General features: G+C 45.9%; 16 protein-coding genes. 9 read left to right on the top strand and 7 right to left on the bottom strand.

The window, feature by feature from the left end:
• Positions 1 to 395 precede the first annotated feature (395 nt).
• Positions 396 to 1,868, top strand: coding sequence for an MBOAT family protein (locus QUA44_RS28865; protein WP_333256862.1), 1,473 nt, complete (start codon positions 396 to 398; stop codon positions 1,866 to 1,868).
• A gap of 106 nt (positions 1,869 to 1,974) precedes the next feature.
• Here the strand turns inward: QUA44_RS28865 and QUA44_RS28860 are convergent, their stop codons facing one another.
• Both QUA44_RS28860 and QUA44_RS28855 read right to left on the bottom strand, forming a co-directional pair.
• Positions 1,975 to 2,811, bottom strand: coding sequence for a sulfurtransferase (locus tag QUA44_RS28860; protein WP_333256859.1), 837 nt, complete (start codon positions 2,809 to 2,811; stop codon positions 1,975 to 1,977).
• Between the two features lie 25 nt (positions 2,812 to 2,836).
• Positions 2,837 to 3,841, bottom strand: coding sequence for a hypothetical protein (locus QUA44_RS28855; protein ID WP_333256856.1), 1,005 nt, complete (start codon positions 3,839 to 3,841; stop codon positions 2,837 to 2,839).
• A gap of 634 nt (positions 3,842 to 4,475) precedes the next feature.
• On the opposite strand from QUA44_RS28855, the gene glmU reads away from it, so the two are divergent.
• Positions 4,476 to 5,864 carry a bifunctional UDP-N-acetylglucosamine diphosphorylase/glucosamine-1-phosphate N-acetyltransferase GlmU gene (gene glmU / locus QUA44_RS28850; protein ID WP_333256853.1) on the top strand — a complete coding sequence of 463 codons (1,389 nt, stop codon included), beginning with the start codon at positions 4,476 to 4,478 and terminating at the stop codon, positions 5,862 to 5,864.
• A 4-nt stretch (positions 5,865 to 5,868) separates the two neighbouring features.
• Entirely contained in the window at positions 5,869 to 6,003 is a 135-nt protein-coding gene (locus QUA44_RS28845) for a hypothetical protein (RefSeq protein ID WP_333310061.1), read from the top strand.
• 170 nt (positions 6,004 to 6,173) lie between these two features.
• Here QUA44_RS28845 and QUA44_RS28840 read toward each other — a convergent pair whose 3' ends face one another.
• The 3 genes from QUA44_RS28840 to QUA44_RS28830 all read right to left on the bottom strand — a co-directional run bounded on the left by QUA44_RS28840 (position 6,174) and on the right by QUA44_RS28830 (position 8,614).
• Positions 6,174 to 6,917: a hypothetical protein gene (locus QUA44_RS28840; protein ID WP_333256850.1), complete on the bottom strand. Its 744-nt coding sequence runs from the start codon at positions 6,915 to 6,917 to the stop codon at positions 6,174 to 6,176.
• Between the two features lie 486 nt (positions 6,918 to 7,403).
• Positions 7,404 to 7,892, bottom strand: a complete 489-nt coding sequence (locus QUA44_RS28835) for a hypothetical protein (RefSeq protein WP_333256849.1) — start codon at positions 7,890 to 7,892, stop codon at positions 7,404 to 7,406.
• 77 nt (positions 7,893 to 7,969) lie between these two features.
• On the bottom strand, positions 7,970 to 8,614 hold the full coding sequence (locus tag QUA44_RS28830) for a hypothetical protein (RefSeq protein ID WP_333256846.1): 645 nt from the start codon (positions 8,612 to 8,614) through the stop codon (positions 7,970 to 7,972).
• Positions 8,615 to 8,983: 369 nt separating this feature from the next.
• Between QUA44_RS28830 and QUA44_RS28825 the strand changes: the two genes are divergently transcribed.
• Positions 8,984 to 10,234 (top strand): WD40 repeat domain-containing protein, encoded by a 1,251-nt coding sequence (locus QUA44_RS28825; protein ID WP_333256843.1) that lies wholly within the window; start codon positions 8,984 to 8,986, stop codon positions 10,232 to 10,234.
• Positions 10,235 to 10,438: 204 nt separating this feature from the next.
• Here QUA44_RS28825 and QUA44_RS28820 read toward each other — a convergent pair whose 3' ends face one another.
• Together QUA44_RS28820 and QUA44_RS28815 are read right to left on the bottom strand one after the other, a co-directional pair.
• Positions 10,439 to 11,374, bottom strand: coding sequence for an isoaspartyl peptidase/L-asparaginase (locus tag QUA44_RS28820; protein WP_333256840.1), 936 nt, complete (start codon positions 11,372 to 11,374; stop codon positions 10,439 to 10,441).
• 72 nt (positions 11,375 to 11,446) lie between these two features.
• Entirely contained in the window at positions 11,447 to 11,602 is a 156-nt protein-coding gene (locus tag QUA44_RS28815) for a DUF2256 domain-containing protein (protein ID WP_006631540.1), read from the bottom strand.
• Positions 11,603 to 11,915: 313 nt separating this feature from the next.
• On the opposite strand from QUA44_RS28815, the gene QUA44_RS28810 reads away from it, so the two are divergent.
• The 5 genes from QUA44_RS28810 (at position 11,916) to QUA44_RS30830 (ending at position 15,719) form a co-directional block, all read left to right on the top strand.
• Positions 11,916 to 12,704: an RNA methyltransferase gene (locus QUA44_RS28810; RefSeq protein ID WP_333256837.1), complete on the top strand. Its 789-nt coding sequence runs from the start codon at positions 11,916 to 11,918 to the stop codon at positions 12,702 to 12,704.
• Between the two features lie 291 nt (positions 12,705 to 12,995).
• A complete protein-coding gene (locus QUA44_RS28805) occupies positions 12,996 to 14,582 on the top strand; it encodes a serine hydrolase (RefSeq protein WP_333256834.1) in 1,587 nt (528 codons plus the stop codon).
• 62 nt (positions 14,583 to 14,644) lie between these two features.
• Positions 14,645 to 15,049 (top strand): hypothetical protein, encoded by a 405-nt coding sequence (locus tag QUA44_RS28800; RefSeq protein WP_333256831.1) that lies wholly within the window; start codon positions 14,645 to 14,647, stop codon positions 15,047 to 15,049.
• Positions 15,046 to 15,519, top strand: coding sequence for a hypothetical protein (locus QUA44_RS28795; protein WP_333256828.1), 474 nt, complete (start codon positions 15,046 to 15,048; stop codon positions 15,517 to 15,519). The genes QUA44_RS28800 and QUA44_RS28795 overlap by 4 nt, the downstream gene beginning before the upstream one ends.
• On the top strand, positions 15,516 to 15,719 hold the full coding sequence (locus QUA44_RS30830) for an HNH endonuclease (RefSeq protein WP_445243711.1): 204 nt from the start codon (positions 15,516 to 15,518) through the stop codon (positions 15,717 to 15,719). Before QUA44_RS28795 ends, QUA44_RS30830 begins: the two co-directional genes overlap by 4 nt.
• The last annotated feature ends 94 nt before the right edge of the window (positions 15,720 to 15,813 follow it).

Genomic DNA, 15,813 nt, shown 5'->3' with positions numbered 1-15,813 from the left:
TGTTTCCTATTTTATGACACTTTGTGTACTCTGCTTACTTTTTTTTCTCTGCTACCCCTACTTATTGAGCGGATACATTTAACCTTTGTGCTGTAAAATGTAGCAGTTCTCAGTTGCCGACTCTACATTAGGGACTTTGGCGGTGCTTTTGTTCGTGTTAGCGCGATCGGCTAAAATCCATAAATCTAGTTCTTAGCAGAGTCTCGATCCCCCCTAGCCCCCCTTAAGAAGGGGGGAACTGGAAGCACTTTCAAAGTCCCCCTTTTTAAGGGGGATTTAGGGGGATCGAGGCTGGGCTAAAAACGAGAGATACAGATGGTTTTAAGCGATTGTTGACACCAATGGGTACTGCGCCCTATCCCGATCGAATATCCGATCTTGTTTATTTGTGAAAAATGACTTTCATCTCTCTTCAATATGCCCTGTTTCTGTTAGTTTTGTTCGCGGCTTACTGGTTGGTTCCGGTGCGGTGGTGGCGGCTGTTCATCATGTTGGCCGGTAGTTTAATTTTTTACGCTTCGCTGCAAATTTGGTACATTCCTCTGCTGTTAGTCGGTGCTTTGTTTAATTACTGCTTGGCGATGGCGATTGGGGAACCTCTGGATTGGCGCATTGCTAATGAATCTTGGAACCGCCGCCGTTTGTGGCTGCTGTGGATAGGAATTTGCCTGAATGTGTTGCTGCTTCTGGGCTTTAAGTATGTGCCTTTTTTATTGAGTTCGATCGGCACTTTGTTCAATTGGCCTGTTGCTCTCGACGGGGCTGACTGGGTAAAAAGTCACGTCATCGCACCCCTGGGATTGAGTTTCTTTTGCTTTGAGTGCATTGCTTATTTGATTGACGTGTACCGAGGCGCGCCTGCTGCTACTTCGCTGCTGCACTTTGCTGCTTACAAGTTGTTTTTTCCAAAACTGATTTCCGGCCCGATTACTCGGTATCACAACTTGATCTATCAACTGAAAACCCAGCAATTTCCGACGCCCGATCGCATTTCTGAGGGACTTTGGACGATCGCCTTTGGTGCAGTAAAAAAAGGTCTTTTTGCAGATAACTTGGGCATTTATGTCGATTTAAGCTTTACCAACTTGCAGCGGGCGGGTAGCGAGGATTTGTGGCTGGCGATTTTTGCTTACGGGCTGCAACTTTATCTCGATTTTAGTGGCTATGTTGACATGGCGCGCGGTACTGCTTTGCTGCTGGGTTGGTATTTGCCACCAAATTTTGATTTTCCTTATTTTAGTGCCAGCATAGCTGATTTTTGGCGACGCTGGCACATGACTTTAGGCGATTGGCTACGCAATTATTTGTATTTTCCTTTGGGGGGTTCGCGAGTCGGTTTGTGGCGCACTTGTCTGAATTTGTCGATCGTCATGTTAATTGCGGGAATTTGGCACGGGGCAGCTTGGGGATTTATTGTGTGGGGGGGTTTACATGGTTTAGCTTTGGCGGTTCACAGGCTGACTGATGTGCTGTTTAAGCGGTTGCGGATCGAGTTTTTGTGGGAAAATCCGATCGGTATTGCGATCGGTTGGCTGTTGACTCAGGCGATGGTTTTTGGTAGTTGGATATTTTTCCGCCTTCCCGATTTAAAGGATTCTGGATGGGCGATTTCGCATTTGTGGGGACACACTGCTGACGTGCAGTTTGCTGAGAAAGTTTATGGCGAAGCTTTGGGTTTGGAAAGAGTGCATTTAACTTGGATGTTAGCGGCTTTGGCTGCGGCGATGCTGGGGAATTATGCGTTGAGTCGGGGTTTGAAATTGGAGTTAAATTGGCCTATGAAATTGGTGTTAGTGCCGCTTTGTTTGTATGCGGTTTGGGTGTTGGCTCCCGAAGGGGGTTTGCCTTATATTTATTTCGATTTTTAGAAGACGGTTAAAACCGAGTCTATACAGAAACCGGGCAGTTGCAACCGCGTCTATACAGACAAAACCCACCTCCGTGGGTTGAAGAAAATGTTGTATAAATGCTGTTTCAACCGCCGCTTTTTATCTGATAGGAACACCAGTCACTCCAGCTACCGACATAAAGTTTAGCATCGGGAATTCCGGCGATTTCTAAAGACAGTAAATTAACGCAAGCCGTCACCCCGGAACCGCAATAAACAATAATTTCTTCGGCTTTTTCTAATTCCGTCCACCGCTGTTTTTGTTCGGATGCCGATCGCACTTTTCCAGTTTCATCCGTCACCCCTTGCCAAGGATAGTTAACCGCGCCCGGAATGTGGCCTGCAATGGGGTCGATCGGCTCCCGCAAACCTTCATACCTCTCGCTTTCTCGCGAATCAACCAAAACCTTTTCCGGCAAGTCTTTACGCTCTTTTACCGCCTCAATATCTACCGCCAAATCCTGCTGCAAGTGGGCAACAAAGTTACCCTCGCGGGGTTCTGGCAAAATATTTGTTACCGGATATCCGGCCGCTTTCCAGCCACTGAACCCACCGTCTAACAAAGCGACTTTGCTGTGTCCCATATATCGCAGCAGCCACCACAAACGAGCCGAAAAAGCCAGCCGCGAATCGTCATAAGCCACGACTAAAGTTTCTGATGAATTAATCCCGATCGCGCTCAATTTATCAGCTAATTCTTCAATATTTGGCAGCGGATGTCTACCGCCGTGTTTGCCCACTGAACTCGCGAGGTCGCGGTTTAAATCTAAATAGAAAGCTCCGGGAATGTGACTTTCTTGATATTGTTTTTGTCCCAATTCAGGGTCGGCAAGGGAAAAACGACAGTCAATGATTACAACTTGCGGATTGTCAGTATTGGTGGCTAACCATTCAGGAGAAACGATTAAAGTGTTGTCAGTCATAATTATTCAAATCTCTATTTTAACATTATCTAGAAGGAGATTTTTTTTCTGGTTCTGCTTTTTTGTCGGAAGGAGATTTCTTAGGAGTTGCTTTGTCTGAAGCTTTATTTTCAGAATTGGATTTTTTAGGAGTTGCTTTTTCCGAAGTTTCTTTGGGCGAATTGGATTTTTTAGGAGTTGCTTTTTCCGAAGGTAATTTTTCGGCTGGTGCGGGAGTTGGAGTTGGCAGAGGGGGAGTTACTGCTGCTTCTTGAGCGTAAAGCAGATATTTCTGATACTCGATTACTTTTGCTTGAGCTAGTTGATGGTTGGGGCTAGACACTGGTACTCTTCTCATTAATGAGACCGCTTCTTGCCAGCGATCAATAACTGTCGCCCAATCTTCCTTGGTTTTTGCCGCTCGCCCTAATTCTGCTGCTTTGAGTGCGCTGTTAACGGCTTCTCGAAAAGTATCTGGTGCAGTTGCTAAATCTGCTGTTTCCTCGGGATTATTCCCCGCAGTTGCTGCTGGCTGGTTCAAAATCTTACCGACAAACGCCACCACGGCGATCGCCAACATACCGATTACTAGCCCAACTACAATGAAAGTCGATCGCAGCCGATTCTCAAATGCAGCAAGTTCCGGCGGTTTTTCCTCCTCAAAATTGTTTTCCATCTCTGTGCGATCATCTATATTAGCAACCGCAGTATTTGGCACAGATTCTCCTGCAAAGCTCTGTGGTTCAAAAGTGCTGTTCTCCAAACTAAACTCTTGACTCCAAGCAGCAGCAATCTGACCGCTTTCTCGGCCCTCAACCTTCACTTTACGAATCGAATCCGGCTGCAAATTCGTCAGCTCGGTGCGGACAAAATCAACTAATGTGTTTTCTATGGGTACCTGCTCGGCCTCAAGAATTACATCCAAACAGTCGCCGTCGAGATTTGCCGAGGCTGTGATGCCTTCAGATTGCAACTGGCTGTTTAGCCAAGATGCGATCGCAGTGGCAAGATTTCCCTGCTTGGCAAGTTCCTGAAAATTAAGCTCTGTCATAGCTAGACACCTGATAATGCAGAAGGTAGAAGGCAGAAGGAAGTTCGGTAACGGATTACGTAACAGATGTAACGGATGCAAGAAGTCAGAAGGCTTTAGTTATTTAGCATAGAAGTCAGAAGCAATATGATAACTCATGTTTCAGCAATTAAGAATGTCTTAACCTTCGGGCGCGGTTGCTATAGAAGGCAGAATTAATGAAACAGTCAGAAATATTTTTTTTAAGTTGAAAACACCCTCACTGAAATTCAACAAATAGTATAATGTATCGTGGCAAATCCCAGCCCAAAGACGCAAATTATCCCTCTCGCTCCCCCTCCCAGCCCTTGGGAAAAGACTCGCAGTCCTTACTCCCAAACAAACTCAGGTTTGTAGTGAGGAATGCAAGTCCTCTTGCTCAGCCGCCAAATACTGCTGCTGCAAGCAGGTTTTTGATACCGGGCGCGCCAGTCCAGAGATTGCAAGCATCGCCCCTACAACCAGCATCCGGCTGGAAAAATATTCGATCGCGCGGATGCGAGATGGGAAATTTTAGATGAAAAATTTGTGCGATCGCAGTGCCATCGGCGGACAGCGAGTGATATCATCAGTTAGTCAATATTCAAGTTTTTATAGCAAATAACTCGATCGCACAATGGTAGCAATAGCAATTTTAGCGGCTGGACGCGGCACGCGCATGAAATCTGACTTACCCAAAGTTCTACACGAATTGGGCGGTCGATCCCTAGTTGAGCGAGTCCTCCAAAGTTGTCAAGAAATTCAAATTACCAGGCGACTTGTCATCGTCGGTTATCGAGGCGAACTCGTTAAAGAATCCCTGATTCGAGGTCAAGAAATATCAGGGAAAAATCTTCAATCTCCTCCCCTAGAATTTGTCGAACAAACTGAACAATTGGGAACAGGTCATGCCATCCAACAATTGCTGCCTCACTTAGAGGGATTTCAAGGAGACTTGCTGGTCTTAAATGGGGATGTACCTTTGCTGAGGGCAGAAACTATCAAACAATTGATGGCCATTCACAAACAGCACCAAAACTCTGCTACTTTATTGACAGCTAATTTGCCGAATCCCCAAGGATACGGTCGAGTATTTACTGACAGTCAAAATTTAGTCCAGCAAATTGTCGAAGACCGCGACTGCACACAAGCTCAAAAGCAAAATCACCGAATTAATGCAGGTGTTTACTGCTTTCACTGGCCGGATTTAGAGAAAATTTTGCCAGAATTGAAGGCAGATAATGACCAAAAAGAATATTACCTAACTGATACGGTAAATTTCCTCAGTCCGGTGATGGCGGTGGATGTGGAAGATTATCAAGAAATATTGGGAATTAACGATCGCAAACATTTAGCCACAGCTTGCGATATTTTGCAAACGCGGATAAAGGACAAGTGGATGACGGCGGGAGTGACGCTGCTAGATCCCAACAGCATTACGATCGACGATACCGTAGAGTTGCAGCCGGATGTGATAATTGAACCGCAAACTCACTTGCGCGGAAATACTTCGATCGCCTCTGGGAGTCGCATCGGCCCCGGCAGTTTGATCGAAAACAGTCAGATTGGAGAAAATGTGACTGTGCTTTATTCGGTGGTTTCTGACAGTATGGTTGCTGAAAATTCGCGAATTGGCCCTTATGCCCACTTGCGGGGACACGCAGAAATTGGGGCGAACTGCCGTGTCGGCAATTTTGTAGAATTGAAAAATACTCAAATAGGCGATCGAACTAATGTCGCTCACTTGTCTTATTTAGGCGACGCGACTTTGGGAGAAAAAGTTAACATCGGTGCTGGGACAATTACCGCAAATTATGACGGAAAAAACAAGCACAAAACTCAAATAGGCGATCAAACTAAAATAGGTTCTAACAGCGTGCTGGTTGCACCGATAACTTTGGGGGAAGATGTTACTGTAGCGGCGGGTTCTGTAGTGACGGAAGATGTGCCGAATGACTGTTTAGTAATTGCCCGTTCCCGGCAAGTTGTGAAACCAGGTTGGAAGTTGAAAGAACCTAAAAAGTGAACGATTGTTTACTTTTGTGATGATGAGTTTCCACGCGATCGGGACTTGTGCGATCGATACCAAAGAAACCGGGTTTTTATTAGCGGGGGCGATCGCCCTCTCGCGTGAAATTTGGGTGAAAAACCAGGTTTCTGCGTAATATCATGTTCGATGGAGTGACCGCGATTAAAAGGGCGGGTTTTTGAGATTGTCAATTATTGGCAGAGATTTTTCGTGAACCCGCCCCTACCGTATTAGGGGTAATCAACCGGACATGATATAAGTCCGCAACCTTGAGAAATCGGGTTGATCGCGATCGGCTATTTTGTCTTATTTTTGCGCGTTCAGATAGTTGTTAATCGCTTTGGCAATTTTTTCTTGCTGGTAGAGGTTCATAGTATTAGGCAGGGATATGCGAGAGCCTCCACAAACTAACAGTCTGACTTCGTACCAAGTGTCATTTTGCAGATCTTTTGTTTGATCGACTTCCACGCCATAAATCTCGCACAGAGAGTATTCAATTACTTTACGTGCCAACAAACCCTGCTGTTTAACAGTCAAGGTGTTTAACATTCCATCGAAGCTGTAGGTTTCATTATTTCTCAAGACGATCACTGCCGCTGCTGCGAGCAAAAATATGACTCCTGTCCATCCCAACCAGCGATCGTCTTGGCTTAAGCGCAGCAATCGATCTTTGGCATTTTTAACAAAAAAATTGATGTCAGAAGCAACAGCGTCTTGGGTTCCCCAATTAGTGGAGTTAGCAGTGAAAGGAACATTGCCAACAGAAGTCAGAAGTACAACTCTAGTTTTATAGCCGCATCTTTGAACTTTAGCTCCCTGCAAAGAAGCAAGCTCAATTTCTTGGATTTTTGAACCCAGTAAATTCGATCGCACAATCTGGCAACTGCCTTGTTTTGCCTGCAATCGCTGGCAGATCAGGGTTGCTTTATGATAATCAAAAGCCAGCCCGAACAGTCCCAAAGCCATGAATAAACAACTAGGCAACCAAAAATCAAATATGCTTTGAGTCTGAATTATTAATTCACTTGCTGTTTGCTTGATTATTTTCATTTATCTCGCCCTTAAATTACAAAAATGATGTTACTGATCGCGTTACTAACCCCGCTCAGCCGAATTGTTAACTTATATATTATTTGAAGTCGTTCTCTGCCATGACCCCTTTTATTTTGGTAATAGGTTAGCACTAAAACTTCTGACCGACAACAAATGTCGCGAGTTTACCTGCTGCTGGGTTTAAGATAGCTTTCTATGATTTAAAATAGATGAATCTTAAAAATATATTAATTATGTTATGGGAAATGAAACGTTAGCTTCGCGGTCCGTAGGAAAGTAATCACCAGGTGAGTCCAGGTTTACATTTTGTTACATTGTCAGGTTTATTTGCGCCTACTTAATTATCGTTAGTTATTAATTTGGGCGATTCCCTACAGGATATAGCAATCCTAGATCATTTGTGAATTTCTTACTCCCTCCCCTTGATCAGGGGAGGGTTGGGGTGGGGTAAAAAGTTTACGACTCCTGCAAGGATTGCTATAGCTACGATTCACGGGCTTGCAGGGCAAATATATTGCTAAGGGTGCGACGATCGCTAATCGAGATATAGCTGCGAATCAAGTCAGCCATTTTGTGTTGTTCTGTTAGTGAATAGCTTCTTAAACAGATGATATCGCCCCCGAACATCCACAAATCAACATAATAGCTACGATTTCCCTCCCTATCTCCCACTTCCTCTAATTCCACCGCAGAAATCTCGTGAGTTGAGCATTCGGTAACATCATGAAGCCATACACCCCGTCGTTTAATTGTCATTTTGCTAAAAGTTTTATCAAAAATGTATATTTCATCTATCGCGCCGTCCAACAAAGATAGCGAGAACAACAGAAATATGCCTCCCCCTATGCAATTTGATGCTAAAATAATCTGCAATAATCCAATGATGATGAAGGGAGAAATTAATAGCAAACCATCCCAGGCGCTAGCCGTTTTAATGGTTAGTTTAGTTGGTGTTTGTTTAATAATTTTCATTAGTTTAGTTGTTGACTTTGACAAAAAATGTGAATTACTTATCTATCCGCTGTATGCAATTTTTAATGCACGGATTATTATTTGACAATGCTTTGGACGATCCTCTTCGTTGGCTTCGCTAACGCACTTTTGGTGTTGTCAATAGCCTTGACAGCATAAGCATCGCCCGGACGTATCTGTAAAGCTCTGTTAAAATTGATTAAAGCCGTTTGGTAGTCTCCCTGCCCGTAGTAGATATAGCCGAGTTTCATCGATTGTTTGAAGTCATCTTTTTGAGCAGAAACAGGAGCAGAATTAGGCTCAGTTACAGGTGCAGCAACAGTAGGAGATGGCTCGGCAGCAGGAGATGGCTCTTGATAGAGGGATGGATAAGTGTTGAAATCAGAAGAAAAAGAAGATGGCGATTGCTCGTTAGACCCCTGATCTACATTAGGCCCAGAACCATCAGTTTTGAAAATACCTATGGCAGGTAATAATGCAATAATAATGCCTAACAAGAAATACATGATGAATCCAGTAAGTTGAAGTAAAAATGGTTTTCTAACTTTTTTATAACTCCAATTTTTAATAGGAAATACCCAGAAAGAAAAGAGAACAAAAAAGTAAATTAATCCCCACAGAATTTCTTGTTCAATAGCTTGAGATAATCCCCAGATATAACCAACCAAAATTAAAATAAAGCCCAGACCGCCAAAAAAGAAGACGATCGCAATTCCAGACATTTTCTATTTCTCCGCTTGATGTATGGTTGTTTGGCAAACTGTAAAGGTACAGAAAAACTCTTAACTACAATTCTTCAACAAATTTCTTTTAAGGTCAATTCATAAATTTCATTAATTAAGTTCAGAAAAGTCATAATTATATTTTGATGGCGGGTTCTCCTGCCCACCCCACAAGAGTTGCATCAAATTGATGTATGGTTGTTTGGCAAACTGTAAAGGTAAGGATTTAGGCGAACTTTCAGCCTGAAACTCATTCCCCTGTTGGCTGTGTTAAAAATAGATTAGCGGTGAAAACAGTTCGATCGCGCACAGCGAATGTTAGGATTTTAGTTAGGAATTTGACTAGGAACTCGATCGCGACTGCCGCAAATGATACCCTCTACCCTCGATCGACCCGAAGAACCATTTGCACGGGCAAGCAACGGCTGGGACATCCACAGGCTTTACAGCGACTTGGCAAATGCCAAACAAGAATTCGCCCCCCACACCAGAACAGGGCTGACACCCGTAGAAAAGCGGCATCTCTGTGGCTTGCTGTGCGGTTACAGTCCCGCCGAAATAGCGGTTTTTCTCAACAAACAAATCAAAGGTGTAGAAGTTGATTTGTCAAAAACTTTGTACAGATACATAGAATTATTGACAAATCGACCCCGAAATGCTCTCAAAAATTGGAGAGATGCGATCGACTGGCTAGAAATAGCAGGGTATAAAACGCAGCCAAAAACCTCAACCGGCGCTATCTTAAAAGCCACTCTCCACCATTCAGACAGGATTTTGTCTACGGCTATCAGTCCCGACGGACAATTACTGGCAACGGGATCTGACGACAGTACAGTGAAAATTTGGAGTTTGCACAGCGGGGAACTGCGACAGACGATTTTCGGACATTCCACAGCCGTGTTGCTAGTTGCTTTCAGTCCCGCCAGTAAAACGCTGCTGACACGATCGCGCGCGGGCACAGTCAAACTCTGGAACCTGCAAAATGGCGAACTGCTGAAGCGTTTGGCAGACGTACACCGCCACGAATCCGTCGCCGTCAGCCCCGACTGGCAAATTTTGGCGATCGGCACCACCCGTGGCAAAATCAAGCTTCAGCACCTCAACAGCGGCCAACTGCTGCAAGTTTTAGAAGGCTATCAAGGGGATGACATTAGTGCGATCGCCCTGAGTCCCAACGGCAAAATGCTAGTAGCCAGCGGGCTCAATGCAGTCAGCGGTTTCTGTCGCGCCACAGTCACTTTGTGGGAACTACCGGGAGGCGAAGTGAGACGAACATTTGGCAGCGAAAATTATGTAGCGATTTCTCCCGATAGCCAAATTCTTGTCAATCATGGTGGTCAAACTATCAAACTGTGGAATTTGCAAACCGGGGAATTATTGCAGGCGCTGCAAACAGGAATTCGCATCACTTCCGCCGCCGCAATTAGCCCTGATGGGAAATACTTTGCAGTGGGGTGTTTTGACGGTACTGTTAGACTTTGGAGTCTTCGCGGCGAATTGCTGCACACGTTAGATGGACATTCTAGCCCTGTGTCTGCGGTGGCGATCGGGCTTTTGGGCGAAACTCTCGTCAGCGGCGCGGAGAATGGTACTGTTAAAATTTGGCAACTGCGGATTTAAGAATATCGATTCCGGTTGCATCGTCCGTGCTTGTTGACTAATGACTGTTGACTGATGACTGATGACTGTTGACTGATGACTGATGACTGATGACTAATGACTAATGACTGTCGGATTTGATATAAAACTAACGCCGATCGAGATACCAGACTTGTTCAAAAAGTCTGGTATCTCGATCGCAGACTGACAATTTCGATATCCTTTTTAAGCAATAAAAATCAACGTTCCCTTGCTCATTTCCAAAGTATCGCCCCTTTGCATACCGTTGTGAAAAGCACCCAAAATCACCTCGCTAGTTTTGCCGATCGCGATCGCCCCGCTAGAATCAATTCCAATTGCGCCAAAATCCCGTTGACGTTCGTCAGCTTCAGTAAAAGAACGCTCAAAAGCAGCTTTCAAACTCAAACCGTCCGTTACCCGAATCACAATTCGCGCGGCCAAACACTCGTCCATAATGTGCTCGCCAATCCCCGTACAGCTTACCGCCGCACTTTGGGCCGCGTAATTTCCCGCCGGCATCGCCGAGTCGCTAACCCGCCCGATGCGCTCAAAACCCTTGCCACCAGTCGAAGTCCCAGCAGCCAAGCGTCCATGCACATCCAAAGCTACGACTCCGATCGTACCCATACCGGCCGGTTCCGCCACCACGTCAGCCATTGCTTTACTAAAATTGCCTTGGCGTTCCTGCATCCACTCGTGCAAACGCAAATCCGTCATCGGATCGTAAATCGGCAATTGAAGTTCTCGCAGCAATTCCGCCGAACCAAAATCAGAGAGAACTCGATCGTCCGAAGTCTGCAAAAATTGAGCAAGTTCGATCGGATGTTGAACGCGAGAAACATTAATCGCCCCGCTGAAACGCTGCATCAAACCGTCCATCAGCGAAGCACTCATCCGAATTTGACCGTCCGACTGCACCACAGAACCAGTACCGGCATTGAATCGCGGGTCATCTTCCAACAATTGGCAGCCCCGCACCACTGCATCTACGGCACTTGCACCGTCTTTCAGCAGCGGATAAACTTCCTCCAAAACATCGTAAAGCGATTTCCGCACCGCCTCAATTCCGCCTTTACTGTGTAGAGAACTACCCGCACCGCCGTGAATAACTAGCTTTGGTTGCACTTGTTGCGATGCCATAATTTATAACCTAATAACCTAAAATTTTTCCTTTGCAATCTTAGCTTTGATCGAGCAAATTACCCTAAATTCTTAATCTTGAGCCGCCAAACGGCGGCGACGACAACGTTCGGAGCAGTATTTGACCTCATCCCAGCAGTCGGCCCATTTTTTGCGCCAAGTAAAAGGTCGATCGCACACCGGGCACATTTTTGTCGGTAAATCAGATTTAGATCGCTGCTTGGCCATGCTAACTTTGACAGTTGATTACTGACTTAGATATTGTATTATTCTGATTATGAACAGGCAAGATGCCTGTTCCACAAGAATTAAATTTGATTGTGGAACAGGCATCTTGCGATTATGAACAGGCAAGATGCCTGTTCCACAAGAATTAAATTTGATTGTGGAACAGGCATCTTGCCTGTTGCCGAGGAAACAACCCGCATCTTGCCTGTTGCTGAGGCCTGTTCCACAAGAGTTAAATTTGATTGTGGAACAGGCCTCTTGCCTGTTGCTAAGGAAACAACCCAATTTCTGCCTAACACCTCCCCAAATAAAAATGCTCGAAACGGCTGACGCCAACATCCGAATCATCTTAGTCGAACCTGCCGGCCCATTGAATGTCGGTTCTGTTGCCCGCGTCATGAAAAATATGGGTTTGCACCAATTAGTTTTGGTAAATCCCCACTGCGATCATTTAGGGGAAGAAGCCCGACTGATGGCAGTTCGCGCCGCCGACATATTGGAAACGGCGAAAGTAGTCGAGAGTTTGCCGGCTGCTTTGGTTGGGTGTGTCAGAGCGATCGCAACTACAGGGGATGATTGTCGATCGTTGCCAACACAACTAGAAGAACCCGCAGATGCCTTGCCTTGGCTCCTAGAAGCCCCCAGCGCCCTCATTTTCGGCCGGGAAGACTGCGGCTTGACCAACGCCGAATTAAACCGCGCCCAGCGCCTGATCCGCATTCCCAGCAGCGATACCTACACTTCCCTAAATCTCGCCCAAGCCGTCGCTATCTGCTGTTACGAACTATACAAGTCAGTTGTCAGTTCTCAGTTGTCAGTTGTCAGTTGCCAGGAGGAATCGGCTCCCTTGGAAAATTTAGAAGGATATTACCAGCAACTAGAAACGCTGTTACTCAAAATAGGATATTTGCAGCCGCACACAGCAGCAAGCCGGATGGAAAAATTTCGGCGTTTGTACAACAGAGCCTATCCCACAGTGGATGAAGTCGCCATGCTGCGGGGCGTCCTCCGCCAAACAGAATGGGCAATCAAAACTTACCCACGAGAGGCAAATTTTGATACTCTGGATGGGGCGTTGCCGGAAAATCCAATGGATAGCTAGGAGAAATGCTGATAATTGGGGATGTGAGATTGAGGATTTTTTTCACAGAGAACTTTCCTGCACCCACTTGTCACCTTCATAACAGGGTTTCTTGACTAAAAACCTAAGCTTTGCGATAATTTGCGAGCAATAAACCCGGTTGCTGATACCATGCAGCGTCTGGGGTAAATCTAAAATCTAAAATCTAAAATTGATTGGCTGGCAAGCTGAAAAATCTTAAACTTGAACTTTACAGTAGTGATGAAGGAGTAAGACGTGGCAGAGCGGTTTCCCAAAGGATCGATATTATCCGTGATATCCTCGATATCCTCTCCCAACTCCGGCTCAAAGCAGCCTAAGTCCGGCAAAGCAAGTCAGTCTGGCAACTCGGGCCGCCGCCGCCCTCCGCAACCGAAAAACGGCAATTCAGAAATTCGATCGCCCGAACCTGCGACTTTGCCACCGCAACAGGGCCGCGGCAGCAGAATTGGAGCCAATTCTCCCACATCTTCGGAAGAATTTACTACACAAGACTTTTTATCCGATCCCCGATCGGCAATTAACCCCAGAAAACCCCGAACCAGCAAAACTACGCAGTCGAAGACACGCCAACCGCGCAAAAAAGGCCTCGCTGCTGTCGATATGTTCGAGTTTCCTGACCCGAATCGGGAGCGGGAAAATGTGAGCTCGATCGCCAGCAATCCCAAAAGCCAGCTCCCAACTGCCACTCCCCCTACCACCCGTGGAAGTCGTCCCAGTTCGCCCCCAGCTCGCATTCCAGACACGGTAATCCCCGCAGATGCCAAAAAACCCCCCGTGCCTAAACCACGCCCACAAGCGAGTCAGAGACCGGGTAAACGGTCTGCACCTCGGAGCGTGCCGCCGTTGGTGTACGCTACTCGGTTGCTGATTTTGGGAGTTGGGATAGCGGTGATTTGCGGTACGCTGTTGTCTGTGGTAAATGCTGTGAGTCGAGCATCCACTGTAGCGGCAGAAGAACAAACCACCGCAGGGCAGAAAAACCCAGCCGATAGCGCATCTGCAGCACCCGCAACTCCAGAAGTGCTGCAACTGAATCAAGAATTAGCCGCTTTGAAAACCCAAGTTCAGGTTTTAGCAACAGAAAATCCTAGTTTGACAGCCGGAATATTTCTAGTCGATTTAGATACTGGAAGCTACCTAAATTTTAATGGCGATACTGCTTTTGCTTCAGCTAGCACAATTAAAGTACCAATTTTAGTAGCTTTTTTCCAAGCAGTAGATGAGGGCAAAGTGCAGTTAGATCAGATGCTGACGCTGAAGTCGGAACACATTGTCGGCGGTTCTGGAGAGATGCAAGACGACTCTCCGGGAAAGAAGTATTCGGCTTTGGAAGTTGCCCGAAAAATGATTGTTGTCAGCGACAATACGGCGACAAATATGATGATTGAGTTGTTGGGAGGTGCTGATGTTTTGAACCAGCAATTTGCAAATTGGGGTTTGAGGGCGACGGTTCTCCGCAATAATTTGCCGGATTTGGAGGGAACTAATACTACCAGTCCGCAGGATTTGATTAATATCATAGCCCAGGTGGATCGCGGAAATTTGGTTTCGGTCAAATCGCGCGATCGCATTTTGCAAATCATGCGCCAAACTAAAAACGATTCTTTGCTGCCGAGAGGTTTGGGCGAGGGTTCAGTTATTGCTCACAAAACCGGAAATATTAATACAATGCTTGCGGATGCGGGGATGGTGGATTTGCCAAACGGTAAGCGTTATTTGCTGGCGGTGATGGTGAAACATTCGCCGGAAACCGAGAAGCCAGCTCAAACATTAATTCGGGATATTTCTCGGATGAGTTACCGCTATTTGAACGGTGGGGAAACGCCAGCCGATTCACAAGTGAAAATTAAAAATTGAAAATTCAACCGGGTTTTTTCGGGCAAGTCTCGTAGACTTTATCAAACTATAAATCAGTTTGTATGATGAAACTAAACATCCGATTTGCTTGTCTGATAGCGCTCTCAACTTTAGCCGTTGGAGTCTCCCCCACCTTGAGTAATGCTAATCCGGCTCCTGAATATGAGACCGACGGCGTGAGAATGATTAACAATAATATCGAACTCAATCGGGCAAAAAACTTAGCTCGTCAAGCAGCAGAAATTGCTAATGGGGGTTTAGGCAACTATCGAGCTGAAGCTTCTATGCACGGTACTTCTAAGGAATCGCCGTTTGTTGACAATGGTGATGGAACTTGGACTTTTACTTTTAAGGGTAACAAGCCGGGTTCGTCTGTCTATACGGTAGAAACTGTTGTTACGGTTTCCCAAGATGGGAGGGTGAGAGTCGATTACAACGGGCAAATTCGCCAGTTATCTCCTTTGTGAACAACTGTGCAAATACCGGGCTATGCAGTTTCAATCCCCGATCGGGATTTAAGTTAACGGCATTTTTTCCGTTTGTTACAATCAAGGGAATTCCCATCCTCACATCAGCACTAATGCAAATTATCCTAGAAGTTCCCGAGATCCTTGGCGAAAAACTGCAACAATTGGGCGATCGTCTCCCGGAAGCCCTGGATCGCGCACTTCGGGAACTCGCCCCCGCAGAAACCATCCCCTACCAAGACGATCGCCAAATCGTCGAACTGCTAGCGAGTCAACCCAGCCCAGAAGAAATCCTCGCAATCCGCCCCACACCTGCGTTGCAAGCCCGCATGAGCGAACTTCTCGATCGCAATAAATCCGGCACTATTTCGGCCAGAGAGGAAGTCGAACTCGATCGCTATTTGCTGTTAGAACATTGGGTGCGTTTAGCCAAAGCTCACGCCTACAAACGCTTACAGACAGAAGCATGAGTTATGTACCAGCCACTCTGCGTCGCGTCGTGACCCAACGCGCCGGAGAGCAATGCGAGTATTGTCGATTTCCCCAAAAGGCTTCACTCTTTGCCTTTGAAATGGAACACATCATTGCTAAAAAACATGATGGGGTCACGGAAGCTGAAAACCTAGCGTTAAGTAGGTCGGCGCCAAAAAACCGAACTATGTTAAAATAAGTAAAGAAAGAGAAGACATTTACTGAGGTAACTCAATATATGGGCGCTAGATTAAGGGTATTCCTGACTCAACAACAAGACAAAACTCTATTAG

The sequence above is a fragment of the Microcoleus sp. N9_A2 genome (assembly GCF_036701775.1).
In the GTDB taxonomy this organism is placed as follows: Bacteria; Cyanobacteriota; Cyanobacteriia; order Cyanobacteriales; family Microcoleaceae; genus Microcoleus.
Note: the sequence above shows the minus strand (reverse complement) of the source record. Positions and strands in the feature narration are given on the sequence as shown.